Source organism: Lactobacillus sp. UCMA15818 (assembly GCF_030400225.1).
Taxonomy (GTDB): Bacteria; Bacillota; Bacilli; order Lactobacillales; family Lactobacillaceae; genus Liquorilactobacillus.
In genome coordinates this window covers 242,395-259,395 of the sequence record NZ_VJYB01000001.1, presented here as the reverse complement: position 1 = coordinate 259,395, position 17,001 = coordinate 242,395, and the positions used below count along the sequence as shown (strand labels likewise).

Genomic DNA, 17,001 nt, shown 5'->3' with positions numbered 1-17,001 from the left:
TTTTACCATAAAGGTTTGGACTATACAATCTGTAGTGATATAAATTGTATAGTTGAGATTGGAGCGTGAATACATGGGAAAAAAGCGAATTTATGAGTTAGCAAAAGAATTGAATGTCAGTAGTAAAGTTGTGATTGAGACAGCACGGGAAAAAGGTTTCGCTGTCAATAACCATATGTCGACAATTGGAGATAATGAGGAGCGCCAAGTAAAAGAGGCACTGAAGCAAACTGCGGATAAGGTAAATACTGCGAAAAAGATTACAGTAAATGAACCAAAAAAAGCGAAAATTTCAAATGAATCACAGCGTTCTCAACGAAATAATAATAGTAAAGAGGCCGGACCAATTCAGAATAAAACAAACAACAACAATAATGGAGTTCAACATAATAACGGGGCTCAAAGTAATAACAGAGCACAGCAAAGTAATAATAACAGGACTCAAAGTAGTAATAGAACACAGCAAAGTAATAATAACAGGGCTCAAAGTAATAACAGAACACAGCAAAGTAATAATAACAGGGCTCAAAGTAATAACAGAACACAGCAAAGTGATAACAGAACACAGCAAAGTGATAATAGTAGAACTCAACAGAGTAACAAGGCGCAAGGCAATGCTACACAGAACAATAGGAAACAAACAACTAGTAATCAGCAGAGTTTAGCCACAAACACTTCTGCTAAAAAAAGTAATTCCCGTTTTGAAAACAAATCGAACAGTAATAACACGCGTTCTAATAACTTTGGTCAAAATAGATTTGGTCAAAATTCGAATTCACAAAATCGATTTAGTAACAAAAAGAAACGTAGAAATAAAAAGAATACTCGATACCAAGAAACTAAAAAGCCAGCAGTTCCACCGCGTAAGGATAGGCCGCTCCCAGAAACACTTGTTTATACAGTAGGAATGAATGTCGCTGATATAGCAAAGAAAATCCATCGTGAGCCAGCAGAAATTATCAAGAAGTTGTTTATGATGGGTGTAATGGTCAATCAGAATCAATCCTTGGATAAGGATACAATTGAAGTTTTGGCGGACGATTATGGAATTAAAGCAGAAGAAAAAATTGAAGTTGATGTCGCCGATATTGATAAGTTCTTTGAAGATGAACAAGGGAATACGAAGCATCTTGAAATTCGTCCACCAGTTGTAACAATTATGGGGCATGTTGATCATGGTAAAACAACGTTGCTTGATAAATTACGTCATACTCATGTCACAGATGGCGAAGCTGGGGGAATCACTCAGCATATTGGTGCCTATCAAGTAAAACATGATGGCAAGACGATCACCTTCTTAGATACACCAGGCCATGCGGCATTTACCAACATGCGTGCTCGTGGTGCTGACATTACCGATATTACAGTGCTTGTTGTTGCTGCAGATGATGGAGTAATGCCACAAACAATTGAAGCTATTAATCATGCTAAGGCTGCAGAGGTTCCAATCATTGTTGCTGTTAATAAGATTGATAAACCAGGTGCAAATCCTAATCATGTAATGGAACAATTAACCGAATATGAACTTATCCCTGAGGATTGGGGTGGTGAAACAATTTTTGTTGAATTATCGGCTAAATTTGGTAAGAACCTTGACGAATTATTGGATATGATTTTGCTGCAAGCTGAAGTTCTTGAGTTACGTGCAAATCCTAAACAGCACGGTGCTGGTTCTGTGATCGAAGCTCGTTTGGATAAGGGAAAAGGAACAGTTGCATCATTACTAGTTCAACAAGGAACATTGCATGTTGGTGATCCGATTGTTGTCGGAAATACATTTGGTCGTGTTCGTACAATGATTAACGACAAAGGACAACAGATTACACAGGCTTTACCTGCCACACCAGTTGAGATTACTGGTTTAAATGAAGTTCCGGATTCTGGTGACCGTTTCATCGTCTTTAGTGATGAGAAAACAGCGCGTGCCGCTGGTGAAGAGCGTGCTAAGCGTGCGCTATTGAAAGAACACAGCAACATCCAACATGTTACATTGGATAACTTATTTGATTCACTTAAAGAAGGCGAATTGAAAGAAGTTAATGTTATTATCAAGGCTGATGTGCAAGGATCTGTTGAGGCGCTTGCAGGTAGTTTAAAGAAAATTGAAGTTGAGGGTGTGCGTGTTAACATTATTCATCAGGCTCCTGGTGCTATCAACGAAAGTGATGTGACACTTGCTGAAGCATCTAACGCCATTATTGTAGGATTTAACGTTCGTCCAACACCGCAGGCTAAGTCACAGGCTGAAAGTGATAGCGTTGATATTCGTCTACATCGTGTTATTTATCAGGCAATTGACGAGATTGAGACGGCTATGAAGGGAATGCTTGAACCGGTTTTTGAAGAAAAAATTATTGGACAAGTTGAAATTCGTGAGACTTACAAAGTTTCTAAGATCGGAACAATCGGTGGTGGTTATGTGACTGATGGGTATATTCAACGAGACAGCGGTGTACGTGTAATTCGTGATGGAATTGTGATCTATGAAGGTAAGTTAGCATCTTTGAAGCGTTTCAAGGATGATGTTAAGCAAGTTAAGCAAGGCTTTGAATGTGGTATCATGGTTGAAAAATACAATGATATTAAGATTGGTGACCAAATTGAAGCATTTATCATGGAAGAAGTTCCAGTTGAGTAATTAATTAAGAATTAGATGGAGGAGACGCAATGGCACAAAATTATCGTGTTGGTCGTTTATCTCAAGAAATCCAACGAGAAGTAACAGACATTTTGATGAAGAGAGTTCGTGATCCACGAGTTCAAGGAATTACGATCACAGGAGTTCAGGTTACTGGTGATTTGCAGCAAGCAACCATTTATTACAGCATTCTATCTGAACTTGCCTCTGATGGCGAGAAGACACAAATTGGGTTAGAGAAAGCTAAAGGATTGATTCGCAGAGAGTTAGGTTCAAGGTTGAGTATCTACGTGACACCTGAGCTGATTTTTGAACGGGATCGTTCGGTCCAATATGGTGACCACATTGATGAACTTTTAAATAAGTTGAATCGTCCAGAAAACTAAGAAATTATCTTTTGGACATTGATGGCTTTGAAATTGAAAAAAGAGCGTGGCAAGAGTTTGCGTCTTTTGTGCTGTTATAAAATCATGAATAAATTGGATTTTGTTGTTATGAGTGATTAGATATAGCAAAGACTGGCTTTTGAAATAAGTTTAAAAGAAAGGGGCTGCCGCAAAACGTTTGTTTTGTTACAGTCTCTTTCTTTAGTAATCTTAAAGCGTTTTGGGAGGAAAAAATGGATGGAATTATTCCAGTATACAAAGAACGCGGAATGACAAGTACTGATTGTGTTTTTAAATGCAGAAAAATCTTCAAAATGAGACGGGTTGGACATAGTGGGACGCTTGATCCGAATGTTGACGGAGTATTGCCAGTTTGTGTTGGCAAGGCAACAAAGGTAGTCAATTACTTGATGGATTCAGGTAAAATATATATTGGAGAAATCACACTGGGATTTTCAACAACGACTGAAGATCTTGATGGTGAAATTGTTGAGAAAAAATCAATGAACGAACCATTCACTAGTGCAGAAATTAATGATAAAATGAACGAGTTAACTGGTGATTTGATTCAAATTCCGCCTATGTATTCAGCAATCAAGGTTAATGGCCGCAGACTGTACGATTATGCCCGTGCTGGAGATCCAGTAGAGCGACCTGAAAGAAATGTTCACATTGAATATTTCAAACAGACTAATCCAACTGTTTTTGATCTTGAAAGTGGATATCAGAAAATCTATTTTGAAGTTGGCTGTGGAAAGGGAACATATATTAGAACGTTAGCTGTTGATCTAGGACGTCAGCTTGGTGTGCCAGCTGTTATGTCGGATCTATCACGTTTATCAAGTGGTGGTTTTACGATTGACCAAGCTGTTAAAATTAGTGAATTAGCAGAGGCTGCAGAAAATGGTAAGCTTGAAAGTCTGCTATATCCAGTTGATTACGCATTACAAAAATATTTTCATGTCGTGTTAAATGAGAAACAATGGGAAATTATTAAAAATGGTGGTTTCTTATTTCCTGATGAAGTCAATGGTACAGCTAAACAAATTGTTTTGATGTATCAAAACAAAGCCAGATGTATCTATCGTTACAATGAAGAGAAAGAAAGATATCAACCCGAACAGATGATTGATTTAACTTAGAGGAGAATAGAAAGTGCAAGTAATCAACTTAGTAGAACCTTTTAACAAGTCAATACTACCAACAGGAGATATTGTTTTAGCGCTAGGCTTTTTTGATGGTGTGCACCGTGGACACCAGGCAGTTATTCACCGAGCGAAAACTGAAGCCAAGAGTCGAAATGTAAGATTGGCTGTAATGACACTAGACATGCACCCGTCGATTCCGTTCAAGGGAGTGAATCCACGAGATATTAAATATCTGACCATTTTGGAGCAAAAAATTAAACTTTTTGAAAAAATGGGTGCTGATATTGTATATGTAGTCTCATTGAATAATCTTCTGGTCAAAATGGGACCGCAAGAATTTGTCGATAAATATATGGTAGGATTGAATGCAGAGGCAATTGTTGCTGGTTCTGATTATACGTATGGTAAGAAGGACACTGCAAATATGCGGCTCCTTTCAAAATATGCTGAAAAGCGTTTTAAAGTTATTGAAGTGGAACATTTAAATGACAAGAAACAAAAGATTAGCTCAACACGAATTCGAAAAGCACTTTTGAATGGTGATATTGCATGTGCGAATGAGCTTTTGGGATATCATTATCAAAATAGTGGTAAAGTTGTTCATGGTGAACAAAGAGGGCGTGAACTTGGATTTCCCACAATCAATGTTGCAGTTGATACACAAGAGATGCTGCCAGCAGAGGGAATATATGTTGTTAAAGTTGCGCTTGTCGGTAAAGTTGTCTTAGGAATGGCATCGATTGGACGAAATGAGACTTTTGGCGCCGGGAGAGAGGTCACACTAGAAATTAATTTACTTGATTTTTCACAGATGGTATATGATCAAGATGTAGTAGTTGACTGGTATGAGAAGTTAAGGGGACAAGTTAAATATACTGGGGCGGCAGGACTAATTACACAGTTAGAAAAAGATGAGGAAGACACACGGAAATACTTTAAGAAAGCAAGAGAAATATAAGAAATATGGGATAATTGGGCATCATTTCTTGACTTATTTAAGCAGTTCTTGTATATTAATAATTGACTTAGCACTCTATAACATTAAGTGCTAATCGAGGTGATTGAAATGCTTACTAAGAGACAATTGTTAATTCTTGAAGCAATAATTCAGGAGTACACAACTGTTAGAAGGCCTGTTGGTTCGAAATTTTTAGGTGAACAGTTGCCAATGCAGGTAAGTTCTGCGACTATTCGCAATGAGATGGTAGCACTGGAGCATCTGGGATTTATCAACAAGGAACATTCTTCTTCCGGTAGGGTACCAACTCTGAAAGGTTATCGTTACTATATCGATAATCTTGTTAAGCCTGATACTGTTAATCAAGAACAACTGGATGACATCCGCTCCTCATTTGACAATGATTTCTATAAGATTGATGAAATTGTCGCTGAGTCTGCGAAAATACTTTCTGATATGACCAATTACACTGCAATTGCTTTTAAACCTGAGACGAAAAATATTAGATTTCAGGGTTTTAGGGTTCTTCCGGTTGGTAACCAGCAGCTAATGATGATGCTGGTTACCAGTGATGGGAACGTTGAAAGCCAACTCTTTAATGTTCCTAGAGGATTGAGCGGTGATGAGATCGAAGCCGTAATTCGTGTGGTCAATGACCGGATTGTTGGATTACCGCTTGATCAGGTAATTGAGAGACTGCATGAGACGATTCCTCTATTATTGCATTATGTTCAAAGACCTGTAGGTTTTCTTGATATTTTCGGGAATATTCTGGAGCGGTCGGCGCGCGAGCAATTCTTTGTGAGTGGCAAGTTGAATTTATTGAATTTTATTGGTAAAGCAGATGTCAATCAGATTAAAGAACTCTATTCTTTGATTGAGCGTTCTGAGGATCTTAATAATTTAATTGGTAATTCGACAGGTACAATTCAAGTGAAAATTGGAGACGAACTGACTAACAGCTCATTAAGCAATTACAGCTTGATTTCAACCACTTACGACGTGGCACAGCATGGACAAGGATTAATTGCTCTGCTTGGTCCAACAAATATGCCATATTCTAAGATGATTGGACTTGTTCAAACATTTCAAGAAGAATTGGCACGTAAATTATTGGATTACTATAGTTTTTATGATGATTAGAAAAGGGGTGTCTGTTTGTCAGAACAAAAGGGAAGCGAAGAAAAGCAAACTCTGAAAACTAATGAGGATATTTCAGAAGAGCCTGTTGAAGGTGAAAAGATTCCAGAAGTTGATGAAAAACAAGCGAAGGAAGAGACTTCAAAAGAACCTGTTGCGGATGGTGAGGATTCTGAAAAAGAAGAATTAAAACAAAAAGCAGCAGAACTTCAAAAAAAATGCGATGGTTTTGAGGATAAGTATCTAAGAGCCGAAGCCGAAATGGCTAATATGCACACAAGATTCAAGAAAGAGCAAGAAAAGTTATTGCGTTATGATGGTCAGAGCCTTGCTAAAGATGTTCTTCCAGTTATTGATAACTTGAATCGAGCATTAAAAATTGAAGTTACTGATGATGCTTCCAAACAATTAAAAAGAGGAATCGAACTTGTTTTCAACGATATGGAAAAAGCATTGAAGGCAAATAATGTGACAAAGATTGAAGCACTTGGTCAAGACTTTGACCCAACACTTCATCAAGCTGTTAAGTCCGTTCCGGCTGGAGAAGGTCAGAAGACGGAAACTGTAATTGAAGTATTTCAGGATGGCTATATGTTGAAGGATCGTGTATTACGACCGGCAATGGTAGTCGTTGCACAATAAATTAAAAATTTTTGAAAGAGGTTGAAATTAATGTCAAAGATTATTGGAATCGATTTAGGAACAACTAACTCTGCAGTTGCCGTTCTTGAAGGAAAAGAAGCTAAGATTATTACTAACCCTGAAGGAAATCGTACAACTCCATCTGTTGTATCATTTAAAAACGGTGAGACTCAAGTCGGAGAAGTTGCAAAGAGACAGGCAATTACGAACCCTGATACAATTGCATCAATCAAACGTCATATGGGTGAAGCTGGTTACAAAGTAAAGATTCAAGACAAAGAATATACACCTCAAGAAATTTCAGCAATGATTTTACAATATATTAAGGATTATGCAGAATCATATCTTGGTGAAGATGTTTCGCAAGCAGTTATTACAGTACCTGCTTACTTTAACGATAGTCAACGTCAAGCTACAAAAGATGCTGGTAAAATTGCTGGATTAAAGGTTGAAAGAATTGTCAACGAACCAACTGCTGCCGCTTTAGCATACGGTCTTGATAAGACTGACCGTGATGAAAAAATCTTGGTATTTGACCTTGGTGGTGGGACTTTCGATGTCTCTATCCTTGAATTAGGTGATGGGGTATTCGAGGTACTTTCAACAAATGGTGATACATTCCTTGGTGGAGATGATTTCGATAGCAAGATTATGGAATGGTTGATTGCTGAATTTAAGAAGGAAAATGGGATTGACCTTTCAAAAGATAAAATGGCTATGCAACGTTTGAAGGATGCAGCTGAAAAAGCTAAGAAAGATCTTTCAGGAATTACAAGTTCGCAAATCAGCTTACCATTTATTACTGCTGGCGAGAACGGTCCGCTTCATTTGGAGAAGACTTTAACACGTGCACAATTCGATAATTTAACAGCTGACTTAGTTGAGAGAACAAAAATTCCAGTGCGTAATGCCTTAAAAGATGCTGGACTTTCAATGAGTGAGATTGACGAAGTTATCTTGGTTGGTGGTTCTACACGTATTCCAGCTGTACAGGCTGCAGTTGAATCTGAAACGGGTAAGAAACCTAATCAATCAGTTAACCCTGATGAAGCTGTTGCTTTGGGTGCTGCTATCCAAGGTGGTGTTATTACTGGTGATGTTAAGGATGTTGTTTTACTTGATGTTACTCCATTATCACTTGGAATTGAGACGATGGGCGGAGTATTCACGAAGTTAATTGATCGTAACACAACAATTCCAACAAGCAAGTCGCAAGTCTTCTCGACTGCTGCAGATAACCAACCTGCTGTTGATATTCATGTCATGCAAGGTGAACGTCCAATGTCTGCAGATAACAAGACACTTGGTCGTTTCCAATTAACGGATATCCCAGCAGCTCCTCGTGGAATCCCACAAATCGAAGTAAAATTCGATATCGATAAGAACGGAATCGTAAATGTATCTGCTAAGGATCTGGGAACAAACAAAGAACAAAAGATTACCATTAAAAGTTCAACAGGACTTTCAGACGATGAAATCGAGCGGATGGTTAAGGAAGCCCAAGAGAATGAAGAAACAGATAAGAAACGCAAAGATGAAGTTGACTTGAAGAACGAAGTCGATCAATTGCTCTTCACAACTGACAAAACATTATCAGACATAAAAGATAAGGTTTCTGAAGATGAAATCAAGAAGGCTGAAGAAGCACGCGATGCTTTAAAGAAAGCCCAAGATGAAAATAATGTTGAGGAAATGAAAACTAAAAAAGATGATTTGACGAAGATTGTTCAAGATTTATCGGTTAAGTTATATCAACAAGCGCAAGAAGCCCAAGAGAAAACAGGTGGAGATTCTGCAGCTGCTGATACAGACAAAAAATCTAACGACGATACAGTTGAAGGTGACTTCAAGGAAGTTGATCCTGACGATAAAAAATAGTCGCTAGCTGATAAAAAGTCAAAGACCAAGTTTTGGACTTTGACTTTTTATTTAGCTGTCACTATGTTACGCTAGGCTAAGCAAACATCTTATTTATGATGGAGGGTAAAAATGGCAGAAAACAGAAATCCGTATGAGGTTTTGGGTGTATCCAAAGATACCTCTGCCGCTGATATTAAGAAAGCTTATCGTAAGCTATCTAAGAAGTATCATCCAGATTTGAACAAAGAACCAGGTGCAGAAGAAAAATTTAAAGAGATTAATGAAGCATATGAAATCCTTAGTGATCCGCAAAAGAAGGCGCAGTTTGATCAGTATGGTTCGACTGGCGCTCAGCAAGGCTTTGGTGGATTTTCAGGACAAAATGGTGGCTTTGGTGGCGGATTTGGCGACTTTGGTGGAGGCGGCGGATTCGAGGATATTTTCAGTTCTTTCTTTGGTGGAGGCGGTTCTGCAGCACGCAATCCTAATGCTCCAAGACAGGGACGAGATTTACAGTATGAGATGGACTTAACTTTTGAGGAGGCCATCTTTGGTAAGAAGACAAGTATCCAATATACCAGAGAATCTCTTTGCAAGACTTGTGGTGGTAGTGGTGCTAAACCAGGAACCACTCCAGAAAATTGTTCACATTGTGGTGGTAGTGGTGTTGTCCGTGTCAAGAGATCAACCCCACTCGGACAGGTAGTTACACAACAAGAATGTGAAGTGTGTCACGGGACAGGTAAGATTATCAAGGACAAGTGCGAAACTTGTCATGGTGATGGTCATGTCCATGACAAGCATGAGGTTGAGGTCTCAATTCCAGCGGGGGTTGAAGATGGAAATCAAATGCGTTTGCAAGGACAAGGCGAAGCCGGTGAGAACGGTGGTCCTTATGGTGATTTGTATGTTGTCTTCAATGTTGCTCCAAGTAAGATATTTAAGCGAGATGGAGCTAATATTTTCTTTGAAATGCCAATTAGTTTTGTACAGGCAACACTAGGAGATGAAGTTACAGTCAAGACTGTTCATGGCGAGGTACAGATGAAGGTCCCGGCTGGAACTCAATCAGGTACAGTCTTCAGGCTACGAGGTAAGGGAGCACCATATCTACGTGGTAATGGTAACGGTGATCAGCAAGTCACTGTTAAGATTCAAACGCCCAAAGGCTTGAATCAGAGGCAAAAAGAAGCGTTACGCGCTTTTGCTGATGCCAGTGGAGAAAAAACACAAAATGAATCAATTTTTGATAAATTAAAGAAACACAAAAAATAATAGATAAAGTCTAGCTTGATTTTAGGATTACTAAATTTGAGCTGGGCTTTATTTGTACGTTCTTTCTGGGTGCGTTGTATTTAGTATGGCAGCTTGCTATAATTAGATTCAAAGAACATTTCAAGTAAGAAAGTAGGAATTAATACATGGATGTTGAATTATTGAAGGAGCGCCAAAAAAGAATTCGCAATTTCTCAATTGTAGCGCATATCGATCACGGAAAATCTACTTTGGCAGATCGAATCTTGGAATTAACCGAGACGGTATCAAAAAGAGAAATGCAGGCACAGCTTCTTGATTCCATGGAATTAGAACGCGAACGTGGTATTACAATCAAGTTAAATGCTGTAGAACTTAACTATCATGCAAAAGATGGCAAAACATATATTTTTCATTTGATTGATACACCAGGCCATGTGGATTTCTCCTATGAGGTTTCAAGAAGTCTTGCTGCATGTGAAGGAGCAGTTTTGGTTGTTGATGCAGCACAAGGTGTTGAGGCGCAAACACTTGCCAATGTTTATTTGGCTTTGGACGATGACTTGGAGATTGTACCTGTGATTAACAAGGTGGATTTACCATCTGCACAACCTGAAGTGGTTCGACAGGAGATTGAAGACGTCATCGGGCTTGATGCCTCAGAGGCTGTTTTAGCAAGCGCAAAAAAGGGAATTGGCATTGAGGAGATGCTTGAAAAAATTGTACGCGATATTCCTGCTCCAAAGGGTAGCATAGCAGGATCGTTAAAAGCATTGATTTTTGATTCTGTTTATGATGATTATCGTGGAGTTGTTTTAAGCATTCGTGTTTTTGAGGGTATCGTTAAACCCGGTGACCATATTCGGTTGATGAATGGTCAAACAGAATATGAAGTTGTTGAAGTAGGGGTTAATTCCCCTAAACCAATTAAGCGAGATCTGCTGATGGCAGGTGATGTTGGATATTTAACTGCAGGTATCAAGGATATCCAGGATACCCGAGTAGGTGATACAGTAACTAGCGCGGATAATCCGGCAGAAAAGGCATTGGAAGGCTATCGTGAAATGAATCCAATGGTTTATTCTGGACTCTATCCGACTGATAATGCAAAATATAATGATTTAAGGGAAGCACTTGAAAAATTACAGTTAAATGATGCAGCATTGGAGTTTGAACCCGAGACTTCAACAGCACTTGGGTTCGGATTTCGTTGTGGGTTTTTAGGACTTTTGCATATGGATGTGGTCCAAGAAAGACTCGAACGTGAGTTTAATATGGACTTGATTACAACTGCTCCATCGGTGACTTATGATGTTGAGCTGACTGATGGGGCGCATAAGATTGTTTCTAACCCTGCGGAAATGCCTGAATCAACTGCAATAAAGACAATCAATGAACCTTTTGTAAAAGCCACGATTATGGTTCCTAATGATTATGTAGGGTCTGTTATGGAACTTTGCCAGGCAAAACGCGGAAAGTTTGTGACAATGGAGTATCTTGATGATTATCGTGTGAATGTAATCTATGAGATGCCGCTTTCAGAAATAATTTTTGATTTCTTTGATAAGCTAAAGTCCAGTACGAAAGGGTATGCATCACTTGACTATGACTTAGATGGTACTCGTGCAGGAGACTTGGTAAAGATTGATATTTTGTTGAATGGTGGCAAGGTTGATGCGCTCAGTTTTATTGCTCATCGTGAATTCGCACCGCAAAGAGCCCGCGTGATTACTGGTAAGCTAAAAGAAATAATTCCACGTCAGAATTTTGAAATTCCTATTCAGGCTGCAATAGGAGCGAAAATTATCGCTAGGACAAATATTAAGGCATATCGTAAGGATGTTACAGCTAAAATTCATACTGGTGATCCGGATCGACGTGCTAAATTATTGGATAAGCAGAAACGTGGTAAAAAACGTATGAAATCCGTTGGAACTGTCGAGGTACCGCAAGAAGCATTTATGGCAGTCTTAAAAACAAATGAAGAATAATATGTCTTAAAATATATGTATAGAAAAAACGAACTTTGACAAGTAAAAATGTTAAGGCTCGTTCTTTTTATATATAATAAATTAGTGATTAAAGAACTTTTTTTACTTTTGGCAATAGTATGAATTAATTTTGGAAAAGGAACAAACTTGAAAAACCAGTTATGCAAATACCAATAAGTAGGACAAACAGATTTGACCATCCCTTGCCCGCTCCAAATTTAAAGTTGGCTAGTGGCATAAGGATGGTTATGCATCCCGTGATGAAAAAAAGCAGATATACTTGTTTAAGCGGGAGAAAAAGCTCGACCAAAAACAAACTTATTAATAATATCAAAATCCGAGAATTTCGATACCATGTAATTCTCCCGAAGAAAACGCGGAAATAAGAAAAGGACGAATCTTTTTCAAGCGAGAGGTACTTGAGTATCAACAAGATTAACCAAAAGATATACAAACCTAAAGCAATTTTCGTCATTTTATCACCCCAATTAATGTTTCTCGAATAACGATGTAAGTCGCTCCATAAATTTTGCAACGAAACGCTCAACATCAACATTGACAGCTACTTGCGTTGTTGTTGCAGGTAAGTTCAAGCGAGTCCCATCTCCAATTGTGCGTCCTTCATAAGGTTCCTGTGTATCTACTTTCATGTTTAGATAAACTGTCTCAAGGAGCTTCGGTTCAAGTGCGGCAGCTACAGCAAGGGGGTCATGAAGAGCACACCCATGCAGATGAGGATTTGTTTCTTTGTAGGCAGCAATATAATAGTCAACTAAATCAGCATAAATATCGCCAGATTTTGTTTTAAGATTACGCCAAATCGTAGTTTCGTGCTGTGTTAACAATGTTCTTGTAGTAACGTCTAAGCCGACCATTGTCAGAGGAATATCGGATTGGAACACTTCGTTTGCTGCTTCCGGATCCTGATGAATGTTTGCTTCTGAAACAGGACTAACATTGCCAGGAACTGTTAACGCGCCACCCATTAATGTTACATGACCAATCAATTTTGTAATTGCGGGATCCTGCTTAATTGCAGCAGCTAAGTTGGTAAGCGGCCCAGTTGGAACTAACAGCAGGTCTTTTTTATATTTGTGAATTGCATCAATTAGAAAGTCGATGCCGGATTGACTTGCAATTTTTGTTGAGGTATGGGTAATTTCTAAGTTTGCTACTCCGTTAACCCCATGAATGCGTGCACTAACTGGTTGCACAGCGAAACTTGAGGTAGTTGATGAATGTGAGAGACCTTCGTAGACTGGAATACTGCCTGCTCCGAGTAACGAAAGCAAGTCGAGGCTATTTTGTGTACCCTGCTTAACAAGTACATTCCCATAAGAGCCAATGATGCCAATTAAATCACAGTCTTGATCTGCTAGCGCATACGCTAGTGCCAGTGCATCGTCAATACCAGTATCTAGGTCTAATATCATTTTATATTTAGCCATTTGCTGCCTCCAAGAATTCAAATATATATTTACTTATATCTTACCAAAGAATAGTAAAGGTGACTAGGTAGTCTGTTGCTTAATGAGGATTGGCGAAGATTGGAAACTCGGAGTTTAATATGATACACTATGATTATTATAAAGTATACTAAGAGTTACCTTTTGCAAAATAAAAAGATAGGTGTGACTATTTTGGGACAAATTGAGCGGAGATTTGAAATTCGTGAATTAAAAAAACAAGATTTATTAGTTGCGGCTGAAAACAAATTTTTTAAAAATGGTTTTGAAACAACTACCATTGATGAAATTGCTAAGGAAGCAGAATTTAGTAAGAAAACATTGTATGCTTACTTTGATAGTAAGAACCAGATATATTTTGAAATAATGTTGCGTGGGTATAAACAATTGTTAGAAATGATACAGATTCAGCAACAAGAAAGTCATCCACTAAATTCAAGCCAACACTTTGCGGAATTTTGGAAGGCATTTGATAATTTTTCAGGTACGCACAAGGGGTATCTAAACGCCATTATTTTTTTTGAAAGTTGTGATGAACAGATACAGGATACTTACAAAGTTGCTGAATATCAGCAATTAAGGAAAGAATTACTGGATAGTCTATTGGAATTTTTTGAATTTAAAACTGATACATTTAAGATGAAAAGTGAGTTATTATGGCAATTTGTTTTAAGTACAGGACAGAGTGCATTAGGTAATCCTGAGAAAAGCCAGCTGATATTACAAACTGGGTATGAGTTATTATCTAGCATGGTAGATCAGCAATTAAGTTAAAAAAAGTTTAAATAAAGTTAAATGAGGAAATATCTGAATAAATATGTTGTCACAAACAAGATGAAACATTACTATTGATATAGTAGTAACTTTTCAGCTATTTGATGAGGATGGTGAAGTGATGAAACAAAGTCTAAATGAGTTTTTGGTTGCGGGCTTGGCTAATCTAGGATTCGACGGGGGTTTAGACTTAATTTGGAACAAAGATGAGCATACTTTTACGGTTGACATCACTTTTAGTATTGAACAAAAGGGACAGCACTTCCTATTGGACATGACTGGTGACAGCTCCAAAGAAAACCCAATAGAATTTGTAGATTCTATTCTTTTATATGACAGCACACGTCAAAAGTTTAAGCCTGCTTGGAATGATGACTTCTTGGCTTGTATAGCATATGAGGGTAGACTTGGTTGGAAGAGAGCACGAGGCGTAGCTTTTTTGGAGTACCTAAAAGTAATATTGCTATCTGGTCGCAAAAATCTGCAGCAATTTTTGAGTAATAGTGAGCAGCTGGATTTTTTATTGAATTTTGAATTGAAATGGTCAGAAGAAACCTTTGAGAACTTGGTTAGAGAAAAGCAAAAAAATGTGTCTGGTACGCTGCCATACTAAGTATAAGAGATAAAATCAGTTTGGAGGATTTCATTTGCGCTGGAATAAATTAACGATTGAGGCCAATAATGAATTACAAGCACCACTTGAGAATATTCTGTTGGACTTGAAAGCACAGGGAATTGAGAAAAATGAGGATGACTTTTTAGCGGGTCGAAGTGATTCTGTCATTATCAGCGGTTTCTTTGAGTTACGCCAAAAGATCAATGATCAGGTTGATTTTATTAGAACACGCATTACTAAGCTCGAAGAGTATGGGTTTGATGCCAAAGACGTTACCATCAAGTGCTGTGTCATAGATGATCAGGCTTGGAAAGATGAGTGGGAGAAGTATTATCATGCACAAAGAATTACCCGCTTTCTAGCGATCGTTCCTTTTTGGGAAGAGTATCAAAAACAACAAAGTTCAGAAATTGTTATTAGGTTAGATCCGCAACAAGCATTCGGGACTGGAACACATCCGACCACAGTACTTGCTTTGCGTGCACTAGAAACCCATGTGCGTGGATCTGAAGTTGTTTTTGATGTTGGAACTGGAACTGGAATATTGAGCATTGCAGCAAGCCTGCTGGGTGTTAAGAGTGTCTACGCCTGTGACGTGGAAGATGCTGCCATTGTATCTGCAAGACGGAACTTAGAATTAAATGGGACTGTTGATAATGTCAAGCTAGAACTAAATAGTTTATTAACTGGAGCAAACGGACAAGCTGATCTCATACTTGCCAATATATTGCCTACGGTGCAGACTCTATTATTGCCGCAAATACCAGAACATTTAAAATCACAAGGCAAGCTCATCATGGCGGGAATTATTGCTGAGAAAGAAGACGAGATGACAGCACAGGTACAAGCGGCTGGATTAAAGATTATTGAGACACTGAGCGATGGAAAATGGATTGCACTTATTGCCCAAAAAGATTTGGAGGATTGAAAAATGCAGCGATATTTCATTGCTAAGTTCGAGATAGCTGATGACTTAGTTCTACCGGCAGATATCTATCATCATGCAATTAGAGTCATGAGGCTGCATATTGATAGCCAATTTGAACTTGTTTTGCAGACTCAAAAAGTGGCTTTGATGAGAATTAAAAAAATTACAAAAGAAGAGGCTCATGCTGAATTGATCAGTTGGGTTGAAACTGATGTTGAGCTTCCGGTTTCTGTAACAATTGCCTGTGCACTTTCCAAAAATGACAAAGCTGAGTGGATAGTGCAAAAAGGAACTGAACTGGGTGCCAGTAAATTTATTTTTTTTGCTGGAGAATTCTCTGTTGCAAAATGGGATCCAAAAAAAGTAGCAAAAAAAGTCGAACGTTTAACGAAAGTGGCTTTGAATGCTGCACAACAAGCACATCGAACTCAGATTCCAAGTGTTCAGTATTGCCCAAGTCTGACTGCGATTGAATTACCACACTTTGATTACCGATTAGTTGCTTATGAAGAATCAGCAAAAAAGGGTGAGAAAAGCAACTTATTCAAATTAACTGCTTCAATTAAAAAGAAAATTACAGCTTCAACTCAACCTAAACTGCTTGCTGTTTTTGGAACTGAGGGTGGGATATCACCTCTGGAAGTTGAATATATGGATGAAAATAGTTTTATTTTTGCAGGATTCGGGCCAAGAATTATGCGTGCTGAGACAGCTCCACTGTATCTACTCGCTGCACTTTCATTCGCATTAGAATTAGGGTAAAATATAGACAATTATAATTAAGTGAGGATTAAAAATGACTTTAAAAAAAATATTTTCAGTAACGACTTTATGGTATTTGGCATTTGCAGCTGCGGTAGCGATTGTCGTTCCAATTATTTTTAGCTTTATGGACTTAACAGATGTTCAAAAATATACTTTTGCTTTTTTTGGAATTAATGTAGTATTTACAATTTTATCTGGATTAGTTGTGGGAATTAAGAAACAGTCGCTTATCTATTTACTTTTTTTCCCGCTTTTATATCTCGTTGGGGTAAAATTGTTTTTTGAGAGTTTTGCATATTATATTGCGCTTATTTATCTCTTAATTGGTTTTTTAACATATGGTGCAGTTAAGGATTAGCTTAAAAAGTATCAGAACAGGTTTAGCCTGTGAGGAAAATGTGTTTGAAAGGAACAAAAACTTTTATCACATTTCTT

At 38.1% G+C, this 17,001-nt stretch carries 15 protein-coding genes; 14 read left to right on the top strand and 1 reads right to left on the bottom strand.

The genetic code is table 11. The annotated features are described in order from the left end of the window. Positions 1-73: 73 nt before the first annotated feature. The 9 genes from infB to lepA all read left to right on the top strand — a co-directional run bounded on the left by infB (position 74) and on the right by lepA (position 12,017). Positions 74-2,638: a translation initiation factor IF-2 gene (infB, locus tag FFX44_RS01205; RefSeq protein WP_289977140.1), complete on the top strand. Its 2,565-nt coding sequence runs from the start codon at positions 74-76 to the stop codon at positions 2,636-2,638. 29 nt (positions 2,639-2,667) lie between these two features. Then, entirely contained in the window at positions 2,668-3,024 is a 357-nt protein-coding gene (rbfA, locus tag FFX44_RS01200) for a 30S ribosome-binding factor RbfA (protein ID WP_289977139.1), read from the top strand. 233 nt (positions 3,025-3,257) lie between these two features. Continuing rightward, complete coding sequence (gene truB / locus FFX44_RS01195; protein ID WP_289977137.1) at positions 3,258-4,166, top strand: tRNA pseudouridine(55) synthase TruB; 909 nt, start codon at positions 3,258-3,260, stop codon at positions 4,164-4,166. Positions 4,167-4,179: 13 nt separating this feature from the next. Then, complete coding sequence (gene ribF, locus FFX44_RS01190) at positions 4,180-5,130, top strand: riboflavin biosynthesis protein RibF (protein WP_289977136.1); 951 nt, start codon at positions 4,180-4,182, stop codon at positions 5,128-5,130. Between the two features lie 108 nt (positions 5,131-5,238). After that, the gene (gene hrcA / locus FFX44_RS01185; protein ID WP_289977134.1) at positions 5,239-6,273 is read left to right on the top strand and encodes a heat-inducible transcriptional repressor HrcA; all 1,035 of its coding nucleotides are present in this window, start codon (positions 5,239-5,241) and stop codon (positions 6,271-6,273) included. Positions 6,274-6,288: 15 nt separating this feature from the next. Further along, positions 6,289-6,912 carry a nucleotide exchange factor GrpE gene (gene grpE, locus FFX44_RS01180; RefSeq protein WP_289977133.1) on the top strand — a complete coding sequence of 208 codons (624 nt, stop codon included), beginning with the start codon at positions 6,289-6,291 and terminating at the stop codon, positions 6,910-6,912. 30 nt (positions 6,913-6,942) lie between these two features. After that, entirely contained in the window at positions 6,943-8,790 is a 1,848-nt protein-coding gene (dnaK, locus tag FFX44_RS01175) for a molecular chaperone DnaK (RefSeq protein WP_289977132.1), read from the top strand. Positions 8,791-8,901: 111 nt separating this feature from the next. Continuing rightward, positions 8,902-10,047: a molecular chaperone DnaJ gene (gene dnaJ, locus FFX44_RS01170; protein ID WP_289977131.1), complete on the top strand. Its 1,146-nt coding sequence runs from the start codon at positions 8,902-8,904 to the stop codon at positions 10,045-10,047. Positions 10,048-10,193: 146 nt separating this feature from the next. Next, complete coding sequence (gene lepA, locus FFX44_RS01165; RefSeq protein WP_289977130.1) at positions 10,194-12,017, top strand: translation elongation factor 4; 1,824 nt, start codon at positions 10,194-10,196, stop codon at positions 12,015-12,017. 488 nt (positions 12,018-12,505) lie between these two features. On the opposite strand, the gene FFX44_RS01160 is transcribed toward lepA, so the two are convergent. Continuing rightward, positions 12,506-13,465: a nucleoside hydrolase gene (locus tag FFX44_RS01160; protein ID WP_289977129.1), complete on the bottom strand. Its 960-nt coding sequence runs from the start codon at positions 13,463-13,465 to the stop codon at positions 12,506-12,508. A gap of 162 nt (positions 13,466-13,627) precedes the next feature. On the opposite strand from FFX44_RS01160, the gene FFX44_RS01155 reads away from it, so the two are divergent. The 5 genes from FFX44_RS01155 to FFX44_RS01135 all read left to right on the top strand — a co-directional run bounded on the left by FFX44_RS01155 (position 13,628) and on the right by FFX44_RS01135 (position 16,924). Then, positions 13,628-14,257, top strand: coding sequence for a TetR/AcrR family transcriptional regulator (locus FFX44_RS01155; protein WP_289977128.1), 630 nt, complete (start codon positions 13,628-13,630; stop codon positions 14,255-14,257). A gap of 121 nt (positions 14,258-14,378) precedes the next feature. Further along, a complete protein-coding gene (locus FFX44_RS01150) occupies positions 14,379-14,870 on the top strand; it encodes a DUF3013 family protein (RefSeq protein WP_289977127.1) in 492 nt (163 codons plus the stop codon). A 34-nt stretch (positions 14,871-14,904) separates the two neighbouring features. Beyond that, a complete protein-coding gene (prmA, locus tag FFX44_RS01145; RefSeq protein ID WP_289977126.1) occupies positions 14,905-15,801 on the top strand; it encodes a 50S ribosomal protein L11 methyltransferase in 897 nt (298 codons plus the stop codon). A 3-nt stretch (positions 15,802-15,804) separates the two neighbouring features. Continuing rightward, entirely contained in the window at positions 15,805-16,563 is a 759-nt protein-coding gene (locus FFX44_RS01140; RefSeq protein ID WP_289977125.1) for a 16S rRNA (uracil(1498)-N(3))-methyltransferase, read from the top strand. A 34-nt stretch (positions 16,564-16,597) separates the two neighbouring features. Beyond that, positions 16,598-16,924: a hypothetical protein gene (locus FFX44_RS01135; protein ID WP_289977124.1), complete on the top strand. Its 327-nt coding sequence runs from the start codon at positions 16,598-16,600 to the stop codon at positions 16,922-16,924. Positions 16,925-17,001 lie beyond the last annotated feature (77 nt).